Genomic DNA, 14,250 nt, shown 5'->3' with positions numbered 1-14,250 from the left:
CCCGCACGCGGCGGGCGATGGGCGAAATCAGGCCGCCTTTGGCGCCTGCAAACCTTCCAGCGCCTCGCGGGCGATGGGCTGAAGGCCCTCGCCGCCGTGCGCCACGTGCTCGGCGATCTTGGAGCGCATGCGCGGGTCCCAGAACTTCTTGATGTGCGTGCGCGTCGCCTCCACGGCCGCCTCGTGCTTCTGCGCGGCGAAGGCGGTGGCGATCTGGTTGGCCATATAGACCAGCTTCTCGGTGGAGTTATGCGACATGGTCCCGTTCCGATGAAGCGGGCGCGATGCGCCCGGGATGGGTGAAAATCTCGAAGCCGTCATCGCGCACGATGGCGGCAAGGGTGATGCCCGCCGCCTCCGCCGTCCGGATGGCGAGGGAGGTGGGGGCGGATACCGCGGCGATGACGCCCACGCCCAGCACCGCCGCCTTCTGCACCATTTCGATGGAAACGCGGCTGGTGAGCAGCAGCAGGCCGCGCGCGGTGTCGAAGCCCGCATCGGCGGCCATGCCGACGAGCTTGTCCAAGGCGTTGTGGCGGCCCACATCCTCCGCAAGAGCGAGGATGCCCCGGCCGGGTTCGAAATAGGCGGCGGCGTGCACCGCGCGGGTCTCGCGGTTCAGCGCCTGAAGCGGGGCGAGCGTCGCCATGGCGCCCAGCACCACGTCCGGCGCGAAGACGGACGTCGCGGTGACATGGGCGGCGGGCTTCACCGCCTCGGCGAGGCTCTCCACGCCGCACAGGCCGCAGCCGGTGGGGCCGGCGAGCGCGCGGCGCCGGGCGGAGAGATGCTTCATCTTCTCCTCGGCGATCCACATGCGCGCCTCGATGCCCTCATCGACGACGATCACATCGCGTGAGAGGATCTCCTCCTTCGCCACGACGATGCCCTCGGTGAGGGCGAAGCCCAGCGCGAAGGCGGCGATGTCGGTGGGGCTCGCCATCATCACCGCATGGGTGGTGCCGTTGAAGGTGAGGGCGACCGGCACTTCCTCCGGCACCGCCCGGGTGCCGGAAGAGACCTGCCCGTCCCGCAGCTGCACACGCTCCACCCGCCGCGCCGGAGGGGGCGCGGGGAGGTCGGCAGGCAGGGGGCAGGCAGGCTCGTCGGTCATCTCGTCCATTCAGATGGGAACACCTGAGGGCACCCGGAAGGGGGGAGCAGGGGGCGAGGCCCCCGGCCCTCACTCCGCCGCGATGCGGCGGCTGGTGCGGCTGAGGTTCTCGTATTCCTCCTGCCACTGGGTCGGGCCGTTGGAGGGCGAGACCTGCACCGCCGTCACCTTGTATTCGGGGCAGTTGGTCGCCCAGTCCGAATAGTCAGTGGTCACCACGTTGGCCTGGGTCACCGGGTGATGGAAGGTGGTGTAGACCACGCCAGGCGCGACGCGATCGGAGATCACGGCGCGCAGCGAGGTGGAGCCGGCGCGGCTGTCCAGCTTCACGAAGTCGCCGTCGCGGATGCCGCGGACCTCGGCGTCGTGGGCATGGATCTCCAGCACGTCCTCGGCATGCCAGACCACATTCTCGGTACGCCGGGTCTGGGCGCCCACGTTGTACTGGCTGAGGATGCGGCCGGTGGTGAGCAGCAGCGGGAAGCGCGGCCCGGTCTTCTCGTCGGTGGGCACGTACTCGGTGAGCATGAACTTGCCCTTGCCGCGCACGAAGCCGCCAATGTGCATGATGGGCGTGCCTTCCGGCGCCTTCTCGTTGCAGGGCCACTGCACCGAGCCCATCTCGTCGAGCAGCTTGTAGTTCACGCCCGCGAACGAGGGGGTCAAAGCCGCGATCTCGTCCATGATCTCGCCGGGGTGGCTGTAGTTCATGGGGAAGCCGAGGGCGTTGGACAGCATCTGGGTGACTTCCCAGTCCGCATAGCCATTCTTCGGAGCCATCACCTTGCGGATGCGCTGGATGCGGCGCTCGGCATTGGTGAAGGTGCCGTCCTTCTCGAGGAAGGAGCAGCCCGGCAGGAAGACGTGGGCGTAGTTGGCGGTCTCGTTCAGGAACAGGTCCTGCACCACCAGGCACTCCAGCGCGGCAAGGCCCGCCGAGACATGCTTGGTGTCGGGGTCGGACTGGAGGATGTCCTCGCCCTGCACGTACATGCCCTTGTAGGTGCCTTCCACGGCCGCATCGAACATGTTCGGGATGCGCAGGCCGGGTTCGTCGTCGAGCCCGACGCCCCACAGGGCCTCGAACGAAGCGCGGGTGGCGTCGTCCGAGATGTGGCGGTAGCCCGGCAGCTCGTGCGGGAACGAGCCCATGTCGCACGAGCCCTGCACGTTGTTCTGGCCGCGCAGCGGGTTCACGCCCACGCCGTTGCGGCCGATATTGCCGGTGGCCATGGCGAGGTTGGCGATGGCGATGACGGTGGTCGAGCCCTGCGAGTGCTCGGTCACGCCCAGGCCGTAATAGATCGCGCCATTGCCGCCGGTGGCATAGAGCCGGGCCGCGCCGCGTACGGCATCAGCGGGAACGCCGGTGTACTTCTCCACCGCCTCGGGGGAGTGGCGCTCCTCGGCGACGAAGGCGGCCCATTCCTGGAACTCCTCCCAGTCGCAGCGCTCGCGCACGAACTGCTCGTTCACCAGACCTTCGGTGACGATGACGTGGGCCAGGGCCGTCACGATCGCCACGTTGGTGCCGGGGCGCAGCGGCAGGTGGTAGGCCGCCTCGATGTGGGGCGAGCGCACCACGTCGGTGCGGCGCGGATCGACCACGATGAGCTTGGCGCCCTGGCGCAGCCGCTTCTTGAGGCGCGAGCCGAACACCGGGTGGCCATCGGTCGGGTTGGCGCCGATGATGAGCACCACGTCGGACTCTTCGATGCTGTCGAAGTCCTGCGTGCCGGCCGAGGTGCCGTAGGTCACGGACAGGCCGTAGCCGGTGGGCGAGTGGCAGACGCGGGCGCAGGTGTCCACGTTGTTGTTCCCGAAGCCGCCGCGGATCAGCTTCTGGACGAGGTAGGTCTCCTCGTTGGTGCAGCGCGAGGAGGTGATGCCACCCACCGAGCGCTTGCCGTACTTCTCCTGGATGCGCTTGAACTCGGAGGCGGCGTATTGGATCGCCTCCTCATAGCTCACTTCCTTCCACGGCTCGTGGATGGAGGAGCGGATCATGGGCTTCAGGATGCGGTCCTGGTGGACGGCATAGCCATAGGCGAAGCGGCCCTTCACGCAGGAATGGCCGCGGTTCGCCTTGCCGTCCTTGTAGGGCACCATGCGCACCAGCTCGTCGCCGCGCATCTCCGCCTTGAAGGTGCAGCCGACACCGCAATAGGCGCAGGTCGTCACCACCGAATGCTCGGGGGTGCCGATATTGTACATGGCCTTCTCGTTCAGCGTCGCGGTCGGGCAGGACTGTACGCAGGCGCCGCAGGAGACGCATTCCGAGGAGAGGAAGCTCTCGTCCATGCCGGGCGAGACGCGGCTGTCGAAGCCACGGCCGGAGATGGTGAGCGCGAAGGTGCCCTGCACTTCCTCGCAGGCGCGGACGCAGCGATTGCAGACGATGCACTTCGACTTTTCATAGGTGAAGTAGGGGTTGGACTCGTCCTTCCCGAGCTTCGTGTGGTTCTCGCCCTCATAGCCGTAGCGCACGTCGCGCAGGCCGACGACGCCGGCCATGTCCTGCAGCTCGCAGTCGCCGTTGGCGGAGCAGGTCAGGCAGTCCAGCGGGTGGTCGGAGATATAGAGCTCCATCACCCCCTTGCGGATCTTCTTGAGCCGCTCGGTCTGGGTCTTCACCACGATGCCATCCGCCACCGGCGTGGTGCAGGAGGCGGGCGTGCCGTTGCGGCCCTCGATCTCGACGAGGCACAGGCGGCAGGAGCCGAAGGCGTCGAGCATGTCGGTGGCGCAGAGCTTGGGGATCTGGTTCCCCACCTCCATCGCGGCGCGCATGATGGAGGTGCCTTCCGGCACCTGCACGGTCATGCCGTCGATAGTGAGTGTGACCAGCTTCTCCGACTTGGAAGCCGGCGTGCCGTAGTCGATTTCATGGACGAGCGACATGGGGGCGTTCCTTTACGGTCATTCGGCCGCGACCGGGAGCTTCGGCGTGGCGCCGAAGTCTTCCGGGAAATGGGTGAGGGCGCTGACGACGGGGTAGGGCGTGAAGCCGCCGAGCGCGCAGAGCGAGCCGAGCTTCATGGTGTGGCAGAGGTCTTCCAGCAGCGCGAGGTTCTGCTCGCGCTTCTCGCCGGCGACGATCTTGTCGATGGTCTCGACGCCGCGGGTGGAGCCGATGCGGCAGGGCGTGCACTTGCCGCAGCTCTCGTGGGCGCAGAACTCCATGGCGAACTTGGCCATGTGGGCCATGTCCACCGTGTCGTCGAACACCACGATGCCGCCATGGCCGATGAGCGCGTCCTTGGCCGCGAAGGCCTCGTAGTCGAACGGCGTGTCGAACTGGTGCACCGGCAGGTAGGCGCCGAGCGGCCCGCCCGCCTGAACCGCCTTCACAGGACGGCCGGAGGCGGTGCCGCCGCCGATCTCATTGACCAGCTCGCCCAGCGAGATGCCGAACGCGGTCTCGAACAGGCCGCCATGCTTGATGTTGCCGGCGAGCTGGATGGGCATGGTGCCGCGCGAGCGGCCCATGCCGAAGTCGCGATAGAACTTGCCGCCCTTGTCGAGGATGATCGGCACGGTGGCGAGCGAGACGAGGTTGTTGATGACCGTGGGCTTGCCGAAGAGGCCCACATGCGCCGGCAGCGGCGGCTTGGCGCGCACCAGGCCGCGCTTGCCTTCCAGGCTCTCCAGCAGCGAGGTTTCCTCGCCGCACACATAGGCGCCGGCACCCATGCGCATTTCCATGTCGAAGGAGACGCCGGAGCCGAGGATGTTGTCGCCGAGCAGCCCCGCCATGCGGGCCTTCTCGATGGCCTTCTCCATCACCACGAAGGCGAGGGGATATTCCGAGCGGCAATAGACGAAGCCCTTCGTCGCGCCCACGGCGAGGCCGGCGATGGTCATGCCCTCGATGAGGCAGTAGGGGTCCGCCTCCATGATGAGGCGGTCGGCGAAGGTGCCGCTGTCGCCCTCGTCGGCATTGCAGACGATGTACTTCTGGTCGGCCGGGGCAGCGGCGACCGTGCGCCACTTGATGCCGGTGGGGAAGCCGGCGCCGCCGCGGCCGCGCAGTCCGCTGTCCACCACCTCTTCCACCGTGGCGGTGGGGCCCAGGTCGATGGCCCGCTTCAGGCCGCGATAGCCGCCGTGCGCCTCGTACTCGGTGAGGGAGAGCGGGTCGATGATGCCGATGCGGGCGAAGGTGAGGCGCGTCTGCTTCTTCAGCCAGGGCAGCTCATCCACCACGCCGATGCACTTGGGATGATCGGCACCGTGCAGGAAGCCGGCGTGCAGCAGCTCATCCACCTCGGCGGGCGTCACCGGTCCGTAGCCGATGCGGCCGCGCTCGGTCTCGATCTCCACCAGCGGCTCCAGCCAGAACATGCCGCGCGAGCCGTTGCGGGTGATGTCGGCGGTGATGCCGCGGGCGAGAAGGCCGGCCTCAAGCCGCTTGGCGACGCGGTCGGCGCCGCAGGCGATGGCGGTGGCGTCGTTGGGAACGAAGATGCGGGGGGACTTCATCACACCTCTCCGAAGTGCTTGCCGGCGGCGACGCACTCGGCGATTTCGTCCAGCGTGGCGCGGTCGAGGCGGCCGACCAGCTGCCCGTCCACCAGGGCAGAGGGGGCGCAGGCGCACAGGCCGAGGCAGTAGATGGGCTCAAGCGTCACGCGGCCGTCGGCCGAGGTCTCGCCCATGGAGATGCCCAGCTTATCTTCCGCATAGGCGGTGAGGGCGGTGCTGCCCATGGACTGGCACGCCTCGGCGGCGCAGAGCTTCACCACCGTGCGGCCCGGCGGCTCGCGGCGGAAGTCGTGATAGAAGGTAAGGACGCCATAGACCTCGGCGCGAGAGAGATTGAGCGTCTCCGCGATCATCGGCACCACGGGATCGGGCACGAACCCGAACGTCTCCTGCATGGCGTGCAGGATCGGCATGGTGGCGCCGTCCAGATGCTTGTGCTCTGCGATCACCTGCGCTGCGCGCTCGGTGCTCCAATCCTCATAGACCGCCATGGACGTCTCACTTTCCCCAACTGACCGAGGCCGCGTTGCCGCTGCTTCGTGTTGCTTGGGGGAAAGTGTGTCACATGCAGCCTCTCGATCAAGGCAGCTGTGGGATGTTGCGATAGAACATCTCTATCAAGCCGGGCCCGTTCGAGACGGGCTGGAACCGGGAATCAAGGCGCTGGCCTGCGTCAATCCGGTCAGTCTGGGATGGTTCTTGGTATATTGATCGTGTTTTTCTATGCGAACACGGTTTTGGGAGCGGCTTTGGCTGCTCCGTTTTATTGCATTGCAGCAATTGCGGGATCGGTCAGCGTGGCCTGTTCGAGCTTCGGCGCGATGCGCCGGGCTTCAGCGACGAGAGCTGCCGTGATGGGCGTGGTCGGCTCGCGATGGGGCACCACGAGGCCGATGGAGTGGGAAATGTCCGGCTCCAGAATCGGAATCGACCGCACCGTCGAAGTCAGCCCAAGCGAATCCGCGAGCATGGCCGGCATCACGCTGGACCACAGGCCGGTGCGAACATGGGTGAACAGCACGATCATCGAGTTGGATTCGAGCGTCGGCTTGTGGCTGGCGCCGGCGGCAGCGAGGAGATTGTCCACGATGCGCCGGTTCTGCATGTCCGGGGTGAGCAAAGCGAGCTGCAACTCGGCCACTTCCGCCCAGGTCACGCTCTCCCGGTCGCCATACTTGGCGTCGGCGGCGGTGACGAGGCGGTAACGCTCGCGATAGAGCGGCACGGTGTTCACCCGGCCGAGGGGCTCGTTGTCGAGATAGGTGAGGCCGGCGTCGATCTCCAGATTTTCCAGGTGGTTCAGGATCTCGATGGAGGTGCGCGAGATCACCGTGAAGCGCACGTCCGGGTGACGGGCGCGGAACGGGGTCGTCAGCGCCGCCACCATGGGCAAGGCGGTGGGAATGGCGGCGATGCGCAGGGGGCCGGCGAGGCCGCGCTTCAGCGCGTCGATGTCCTGACGCATGGCGCGGGAATCGGCCACGATCCGTCGCGCCCATTCCAGCGTCCGCTCGCCCTCGGGGGTGAAGCCCATGAAGCGGGAGCCGCGCTGCACCAGGAGCACCCCCAGCGTGTCCTCCAGCTGCTTGATGCCGGCGGAGAGGGTGGGCTGGGTGACGCCGCAGGCTTCGGCGGCCCGGCCGAAATGACGTTCACGGGCAAGAGCGATCAGGTATTCGAGCTTGTCTATCATGCCGCCATATCAGTGCGCCGGGCGGTGGCGCGCAAGGCGGCTTCGTTGCCGCACCGCAGCGCTGGCGAAGGTCATCCACTGCCACGGCGCGAAATGGGAAACATCGCTGCCGGCGGCGGTGGTAGGCGGAAGGTGCATTCGCTGAGTCGCACAACCCCTCCTCTCGCGAACGTGACCTTAAGCACGGGAACCGTCCACCATGAATTAAGGTTATATTAGGGATGGCGATGGTGCGGCGGACCATCAGCCGAGTTCGGGGAGAGGGAGTCCCGAGATGCCCCGCGTAGCCAATGGGTCTGTTCTGATTTCCGTGGTTGTGATGCTGTTCGCCACCCTGCTGGTGGCGACGCCCACCCTTGCGTTCCTGACGCAGCCGCAGGAGCGCCCGTCCGAAACGCCCAGGCCGCCTGTTCGCAGCGTATCCGCATTCGCCTGACATCCTATCGTCATCAAGCTTGGCTGTGGCTTGCACGGCTCGGCTTCCTGGCGATAGTGCTCGTCTTGAGCCCCATGCCCCGGGGCATCACGCGCGGCGAACCGCGCCCAATTCGATGCCAGCGCCTTCGGCCCGGATGTCTGCTGCACTGACCGGTATCGAACGCCCGGCGGGAACGATTGGGTCGACGCATGCGTCTTAAGCCTGAGCGGGCTTTTCGCCAGCAACAGCCTTGAGACAGCGCGTGGCCTACGACGCGCCGAGACGATTGGGATGGGGTGGAAAATGGCAGGACGATCGGAGCAAGGTGCACGGCAGGCCCCAAAGCTTGGCGAGGGCGAGCCGCCATCGGGACGTGGCAGGGATGATGGGCTGCTGGCCCTGATCGCGGCCCTCGCCCTGGGCCTCGCACTTGCACTTGCGCCCCTTGGCGGCGAGGCCAAAGCGCAGTCGCGTGGGATGTTCCCGTCACACAGCGGGTCGCCCCTCACGGACTTCTTCTCGGCTCTGTTCGGCGGGCGCCCGTCCTACCGGTCCAGCGACCAGCCCCGCATCCTCGTCACGCCGCGGCCGCTGGACGTGGCGCCGAGCTACAGCGGCGGCGGGCACGGCTTCTGCGTGCGCACCTGCGATGGGCGCTATTTCCCGCTTCCCGGCCGCGCTGGGGTGGAGAAGAGCGATATCGCCCAGTGCGCCGCCTTCTGTCCGGCGGCGAAGATGACGGTGGTCAGCACCTCGGATCCGGCGCGCGGCATCGACGGGGCTGTCACTCGCGAGGGCAAGCCCTATTCGGAACTGCCCAATGCCTATGTCTACCGCCAGCGGCTGGTGGAGGGCTGCACCTGCAACGGCAAGGTCGGCGGCCTCACCCATGTGGACGTCATGGAAGATCCCACGCTCAAGCGTGGCGATGTGGTGATGACCAGAGAGGGCAGCCGCGTCTTCACCGGCAAGACCAAGGGGCCGCCTTATCGCACGGCGGATTTCGTCGAACCGTCCCGTTTCCCTGAGCTGCCGCGCTCCATGCGGGCGCGCCTCGACGAGCTCACGGTGGCCTCGCGATAGGGTGTTACCGGCGCTTCGGTGCCTGTCGGGCGATGTTGAGGGCGACGGCAGGCTGTATCAGCGCCTTGAAGGCGCCGGCCTCCACGTCCTCCCCTTCATGAATGTCGATGGCCCGGCGGGTGCCGCCGCCGAGGCCGGCATTGAAGAGCCCGCTGGGATCATCCAGCGCGGCGCCGTGGGCGAAGGTCAGCTTCACATAGGTCTTGTAGACCTCGCCGGTGCAGAGGATGCCGGCATGCTCCCATGTGGGCACGCCGGATGGATTGGTGGGCTTCGCCCACTTCACCGCCTCGGTCACCTGCGGATCGGCCTCGTGGATCAGCGCGCGCACGCGGGCCAGCACGGTGCCGCGCCAATCGTTTAGTCCCGCAATCTTGGCGTCGATCCGGGTTGCGGCGGAATCAGGATCGCCCATGCATCCTCCTCGGTCGTCCGAGAAGCGGCGCGCGTCCGACCGGATGCCTCAGACGGCGGCCCGGCTGCGCGTGGACTTGCGATTGCGACGGACGGTGCCATCGGACGGAACGGCACTGGCTTCGGTCGCCGGAGCGTCGCCGGTGGATGCCTCTTCTTCGGCGCTGCCGTCGGTTTGATCGAGCAGGGCGCGGATGCGCGCGGCAAGATCGCCGCCAGCTTCATCCGCCACGGCTTGGCGGATGGGCGAGCCATTGCCCTCCAGCCGAGCGGTGAGGGTGGCGAGGCGCGCTGCGAGGTCGGTCATGCTTTCGCGCAGGATTGCGTTGCCGGGGTCGTCGGCGGCAGCGACTTCGCGCGCCTGCGGGGCGGGCGCCGCGCTGCCGTCGTCCCGGCGGCGCTGCACGGCCTCTTCCATGAGGGCATGGTCGGCCTTGAGCATGCGCAGGGCATCCTCAAGCCGCCGGTTCTCGGCCTCGGCCGCGACGAACTCGCTGGCGCGGCGCTGTTCGAAGGCGTGGACGACGGAGCGATTGGCGTCGAGGTCGGCCTCCGCTGTGGCGAGGGTCTGGGCGAGCCGGTCGCGCTCGGCCTCCAGCGCGGCGATGGTTTGAGCCCGCACCTCGCTCTCGGCCACCTTCAGGGCGAGGGCTTCCTGCGTTTCCGTGAGATCAGTCGAAAGCTCGGTGGCGGCCTGCGCGGCGATGGCGCGGGCCTCGAGGGTGGCCGCACGCTCGGCTTCCAGCGTGGCGGAGGTCTCTTCGAGCCGGCGGGTGGTGTCGGCAAGGCGGGCGCTCAGGCTCGCCACGTCCGCTTCGAGAGCGGTGATGCTAGCGCGGGCGGAGGACAGCGCCTCCTCTCGGGCCTTCAGTGCCTCGGCCTGGGCGCGGGCATCTCCGGTGAGGGTCCCGTGGGCGGCTTCCAGCGCGGCGAGGGCCGCGGTGCGGTCGGCCAGCGCCTCTTCGAGGCGGGCGACGGTGGCCGTGCGGTCGGCGAGCTGGTCCTGCGTTTCGCCCAGCAGCACGTCGCGCTCGGCGCTGGTGGCCTGCAGTAGCGCGTGCTGCGCTTGAAGGGTCTTCAGCTCCCCTTCCAGCTCGAAAGTGCGCTGGCGCTGGGTCTCGATGGTGGCGGCATTGGCGACGATGGTGTCGCGCATGGCGTCGGATTGCAGCTCCAGCCGCCGCTGGTTGAGGGCGAAGAAGGCGCGCTGCTGGTCCTTGTCGGCCTGCACCTCGAAGATGGAGATGGGAACGGCCGCCTCGACCCTTTTGGTGGTGAGCCGGACGGCCCGGTGCCAGACGGCGGGCAGCACGAGCAGAGCCACGAGCGTTGCGATCAGCACGCCCAGCATGAAGTACATGATCTGCTCGATCACGCGCGCACTCGCCCTTTGCCTAGAGGCCACATCGGCGGAGCCGCCCTGCGACCGAGCCTTCCGCCCGCCGTTGCGGACGGGCGCCAGCCTCATTCATGCCATGGCCCGCGCGCGCGTGCCAGCACCGTCAGGCCCCCAATGCGATCAGAAGGGGTTCCAGGTGGGATTGGGGGTGAACTTGAGGTAGCCGAGATTGGCACCGAGGCGCACGCCCACGCCCGAGCGGATCGGAACGACCACGATCCCGTCGGCGCCGAGCGCGGTCATGCCGAATCCCGCGACGAGATAGGCCGAGCCCGAGATGCCGCCGAAGCGGCGGAAGATGTCGTCCACGCTCTTGAGATTGTAGACGAGGATCATGGTGCGGGCGCCGTCGCCGCCGAAGTCCCAGCCCACCGAGGGACCCTGCCAGTAGACCTTCAGGTCGCCGGCATTTCGGGTATAGAGCACGCCCTCGCCGTAGCGCAGGCCGCCGATGAAGGCGCCGGCGCCTTCCTGGCCGAGGATGTAGCCGTTGGGCTGGCCCCACTGGCCCACCGCCTTCTCGATGGACAGCGCCAGTCCGCGGGAGACGCTGCCGAAGAAGGAGTGACCCTTGCTCACCAGTTCGTTGGTTGAATAGTTCTGCGGTGTCTGGCCCTGTGCGGCGGCCGGGGCGAGCCCGGCGGCGAGCGGCAGGCCCGAGACGAGGCCCACGGCGACCGCCAGCGCGCGGGCGGTCTTCAGGAGGCTCCGGGGGAAGCGGACAGAAGAGAAGCGCACGGAAGCAAAGCGCATGGGGTCTCTCGCGGTGGGCTTCGGCCGGAGGGCTTCAGCGGGCGGGCGGTGAAATTCGCAAACAGCGGGACGAATCGGGTCGATTATGGCGACCAGTGTGACCGCGCAAAGGCGTGCCGTCGCTTGTCCCGAGCCGTTGCATCACAATCACCATGGGGATCGCGTATTATCGCAGCGTTAATCGGCGGTGCTCGCGCGGGCCGGGCCGCCGGCGCCCCAGGCGATAAAGCCGTGCACCTTGTAGCCGGTCTCGGTGTGACCGTAGGTCAGTGGGCCGCCGTCCGGGCGGGTGACGCTGCCGCCCGCGGCGGCGACGAGGGCATGGCCGGCGGCGCTGTCCCACTCCATCACGGTCCCGAGGCGGGGATAAAGGTCCACCTTGCCCTCGGCGAGCAGGCCGAACTTGAGGGCCGAACCGGCCGGGATGCGTTCGGCCACTTCGTAGCGGCCGATCAGCGCGTCCGTGGCGGGGTCGCCGTGGGAGCGGCTGGCCGCGACGACGATCGGCCCTACGGGGACGGGGCGGCAGGCGATGGGCGTCCAGTCCTGCGCATCCACCGCCGCGCCGGGCGCGCGGATGGCGCGGAAGGCGGCGCCGGGCCGGCCGGCGAACAGCAGCGCCCGGGCCGGGGCATAAACGATGCCGAGCACCGGCGTGCCGTCCTCCACCAGCGCGATGTTCACCGTGTATTCGCCGTTGCCGGAGATGAACTCCTTGGTTCCGTCGAGCGGATCGACCAGCACGAAACGGTTGCCGCAATTGACCTGCGCCCCCAGCGCCATGGCCTCCTCCGCCACCACCGGAACGCCGGGCAGGATGCGGGCCAGCGCGGCGCAGATGATCGCCTCCGCCGCATGGTCGGCCGCCGTCACCGGGCTGAGGTCTGCCTTGTGGCTGGGATCGATGCCCTCCGCCTCGATGCGGCGGATGGCGACGCCAGCCTCAAGCGCCGCCTCGGCCAGCCCCGCGAGGGTGGCGGCATCGGTGGGCGCGGGGGAGCGGGGAGGGCGCTGGGTCATGATGGGTCTCGATGGGCTCGTTCCGGCCGTCTCTAGACGGGTGGGGACCCCGTGTCGATGCGGCGGGAGGGTCGCGCGGCTTGTGGCCCTTCCCGGCGGCGGTGTATCAGGGCCGGCCGTCCCTTGAGACGGATTCGTCATTCGAGACGCATGCGGTGCCCGGCGCCGTCTCCGTCGCCGCCTGGGAAACGTCATGTCCGCCGACGCCCCCCGCATTCCGCTTGCCGTCTCCGCGCTCGATCTCGGCGCGCTCCTGTGCTCGCGGGTCTGCCACGACGTCATCAGCCCGGTGGGCGCAATCGTAAATGGCCTCGAGGTGCTGGAGGACGAGAACGCCGCGGATATGCGCGACGTCGCCCTCGACCTCATCGCCAAGAGCGCTCGGCAGGCCTCGGCCCGTCTTCAGTTCACCCGGCTCGCTTTCGGCGCGGCGGGCTCGGCCGGCGCGCGCCTCGACACGGGCGATGCGGAGCAGGTGGTGCGCGGCGTGATCGAGGACCAGCGCACGTCGCTGGAATGGACGCTGCCGCGCGTGCTGCTGCCCAAGAACCGGGTGAAGCTGCTGCTCAACCTCGTCCTGCTCGCCGGCACCACCGTGCCGCGCGGCGGCGTCATCCGCGTCACCGGGGCGGGGGAGGGGGACGACGTGACGTTTGCCCTCGTCTCCACCGGCCAGAGCGCCCGCATCCCGCAGGGCATCGAGGCGCTGGCCAAGGGCACCCTTCCCGAGGGTGGGCTCGACGCCCATTCCGTCCAGCCCTTCTATGCCGGGCTTCTCGCCCGCGACTGCAGCCTTTCGATCGGCTTCACCCAGGACGGCGATACGGTTACCCTGACCGCCGCCTGATCGTACCCAAGGACGTGGCTCCATAGGCCTGACCGCCCGACTTCTCCTGCTTGTCACGCTGCTTTGCGGCGCGCTGGGGCTGGCGGGTGCGACAAGCGGAGCGGTTCTCGCCAGCGTCGGCTGTCATCACGCCGCCGCGCAGGGCACGCCCGTCAAGGCGGGCCCTGACGAGGTGACCGCCCCCGTGGCGGCGACCTTGGCAGCGTCAGCTGCGCCTGAACGATACTCCTCATTGCATCGACCCGCGCGGCGGGTCGCGACGACGCACCCAGGGCATGCGGGCGGCACTTCCGTGCCAACAGGCGCGTCCTGCTGCTTCGGCACCGGTTGCCTGATGACCTGCCACTGGGTCGCGCTGGAGCTTGTCCCGGCCGTCGCGCCGCTCGGCGTCGGCGTGCGTCTTGGCTTCGCCACCGCGGCCGATCGGCCCGCTGGAGGGCCGGAAGTGCAGCTGCCGCCGCCCCGATACCGGGCCTGACGGCCACGGCGCCGGCCGAGGGCGCCGGAACGGACATTTTATCGAACAGGAGAGACCCCATGCGGTCCCGCACTTTCGCGGCGCGCTTTCGCGCGGCCGTGCCCTTCACCTTCGCTGCTGTCGTTGTCGCCAGCTTTCTGTGCGTCAGCCCGGCGGCGGCCCAGTCGGCCATGCCCGGCGGTCCGATGATGCACGACATGCAGAACATGCCCCATGCCATGGGCGGTCCGGCCTCCACTGCGGCCGACACTCCCTCCACGGCCGCGTTCAAGGCCGCCGGGGCGCGGATGCACAAGGACATGGACATCGCCTATTCCGGCGACACGGACGTGGACTTCGTGCGCGGCATGATCCCCCACCACGAGGGGGCCGTCGCCATGGCCAAGGTGGAACTCGCCTTCGGCAAGGATCCCGAGATCCGCAAGCTCGCGGAGGGGATCATCAAGGCGCAGGAGGAGGAGATCGCTTTCATGAAGGCCTGGCTTGCCCGCGCAGAGGCCCGCGCGTCGGCCAAGAAGTAGCCCAAGCCCCGAAAAGCGAAGAGGC

14 protein-coding genes are annotated in these 14,250 nt (G+C 68.4%); 4 read left to right on the top strand and 10 right to left on the bottom strand.

Going from position 1 to position 14,250, the window contains the following annotated elements:
• Nucleotides 1-27: 27 nt before the first annotated feature.
• The 6 genes from FHT36_RS04380 to FHT36_RS04355 all read right to left on the bottom strand — a co-directional run bounded on the left by FHT36_RS04380 (nt 28) and on the right by FHT36_RS04355 (nt 7,292).
• Nucleotides 28-258: a formate dehydrogenase subunit delta gene (locus FHT36_RS04380; RefSeq protein ID WP_024279615.1), complete on the bottom strand. Its 231-nt coding sequence runs from the start codon at nt 256-258 to the stop codon at nt 28-30.
• On the bottom strand, nt 248-1,114 hold the full coding sequence (gene fdhD, locus FHT36_RS04375; RefSeq protein ID WP_169121250.1) for a formate dehydrogenase accessory sulfurtransferase FdhD: 867 nt from the start codon (nt 1,112-1,114) through the stop codon (nt 248-250). The genes FHT36_RS04380 and fdhD overlap by 11 nt, the downstream gene beginning before the upstream one ends.
• A 69-nt stretch (nt 1,115-1,183) precedes the next feature.
• Nucleotides 1,184-4,015 carry a formate dehydrogenase subunit alpha gene (gene fdhF, locus FHT36_RS04370; RefSeq protein ID WP_169121249.1) on the bottom strand — a complete coding sequence of 944 codons (2,832 nt, stop codon included), beginning with the start codon at nt 4,013-4,015 and terminating at the stop codon, nt 1,184-1,186.
• 18 nt (nt 4,016-4,033) lie between these two features.
• Nucleotides 4,034-5,596 carry an NADH-quinone oxidoreductase subunit NuoF gene (locus FHT36_RS04365; RefSeq protein WP_169121248.1) on the bottom strand — a complete coding sequence of 521 codons (1,563 nt, stop codon included), beginning with the start codon at nt 5,594-5,596 and terminating at the stop codon, nt 4,034-4,036.
• A complete protein-coding gene (locus FHT36_RS04360; RefSeq protein ID WP_169121247.1) occupies nt 5,596-6,090 on the bottom strand; it encodes a formate dehydrogenase subunit gamma in 495 nt (164 codons plus the stop codon). The genes FHT36_RS04365 and FHT36_RS04360 overlap by 1 nt, the downstream gene beginning before the upstream one ends.
• A 272-nt stretch (nt 6,091-6,362) precedes the next feature.
• Nucleotides 6,363-7,292 carry a LysR family transcriptional regulator gene (locus tag FHT36_RS04355; RefSeq protein WP_168456480.1) on the bottom strand — a complete coding sequence of 310 codons (930 nt, stop codon included), beginning with the start codon at nt 7,290-7,292 and terminating at the stop codon, nt 6,363-6,365.
• Nucleotides 7,293-7,566: 274 nt separating this feature from the next.
• On the opposite strand from FHT36_RS04355, the gene FHT36_RS04350 reads away from it, so the two are divergent.
• Entirely contained in the window at nt 7,567-7,728 is a 162-nt protein-coding gene (locus tag FHT36_RS04350) for a hypothetical protein (RefSeq protein ID WP_169121246.1), read from the top strand.
• A gap of 459 nt (nt 7,729-8,187) precedes the next feature.
• On the top strand, nt 8,188-8,793 hold the full coding sequence (locus FHT36_RS04345) for a DUF2865 domain-containing protein (RefSeq protein ID WP_169121245.1): 606 nt from the start codon (nt 8,188-8,190) through the stop codon (nt 8,791-8,793).
• Nucleotides 8,794-8,797: 4 nt separating this feature from the next.
• On the opposite strand, the gene FHT36_RS04340 is transcribed toward FHT36_RS04345, so the two are convergent.
• From FHT36_RS04340 to cysQ, 4 genes are all read right to left on the bottom strand, one after another.
• Nucleotides 8,798-9,208, bottom strand: a complete 411-nt coding sequence (locus tag FHT36_RS04340) for a DUF1801 domain-containing protein (protein WP_169121244.1) — start codon at nt 9,206-9,208, stop codon at nt 8,798-8,800.
• 48 nt (nt 9,209-9,256) lie between these two features.
• On the bottom strand, nt 9,257-10,582 hold the full coding sequence (locus FHT36_RS04335) for a hypothetical protein (RefSeq protein WP_169121243.1): 1,326 nt from the start codon (nt 10,580-10,582) through the stop codon (nt 9,257-9,259).
• 144 nt (nt 10,583-10,726) lie between these two features.
• Complete coding sequence (locus FHT36_RS04330; protein ID WP_373878191.1) at nt 10,727-11,359, bottom strand: DUF1134 domain-containing protein; 633 nt, start codon at nt 11,357-11,359, stop codon at nt 10,727-10,729.
• Nucleotides 11,360-11,536: 177 nt separating this feature from the next.
• Nucleotides 11,537-12,379, bottom strand: a complete 843-nt coding sequence (gene cysQ / locus FHT36_RS04325; RefSeq protein ID WP_169121242.1) for a 3'(2'),5'-bisphosphate nucleotidase CysQ — start codon at nt 12,377-12,379, stop codon at nt 11,537-11,539.
• Between the two features lie 193 nt (nt 12,380-12,572).
• Between cysQ and chpT the strand changes: the two genes are divergently transcribed.
• Together chpT and FHT36_RS04315 are read left to right on the top strand one after the other, a co-directional pair.
• Nucleotides 12,573-13,226: a histidine phosphotransferase ChpT gene (gene chpT, locus FHT36_RS04320; protein ID WP_169121241.1), complete on the top strand. Its 654-nt coding sequence runs from the start codon at nt 12,573-12,575 to the stop codon at nt 13,224-13,226.
• Between the two features lie 648 nt (nt 13,227-13,874).
• Entirely contained in the window at nt 13,875-14,225 is a 351-nt protein-coding gene (locus FHT36_RS04315; RefSeq protein WP_210257593.1) for a DUF305 domain-containing protein, read from the top strand.
• The last annotated feature ends 25 nt before the right edge of the window (nt 14,226-14,250 follow it).

It is taken from the genome of Xanthobacter sp. SG618 (assembly GCF_012932745.1).
Taxonomy (GTDB): Bacteria; Pseudomonadota; Alphaproteobacteria; order Rhizobiales; family Xanthobacteraceae; genus Xanthobacter; species Xanthobacter flavus.
The sequence above is the reverse complement of the archived record's forward strand: the minus strand, read 5'-3'. Positions and strand labels throughout refer to the sequence as shown.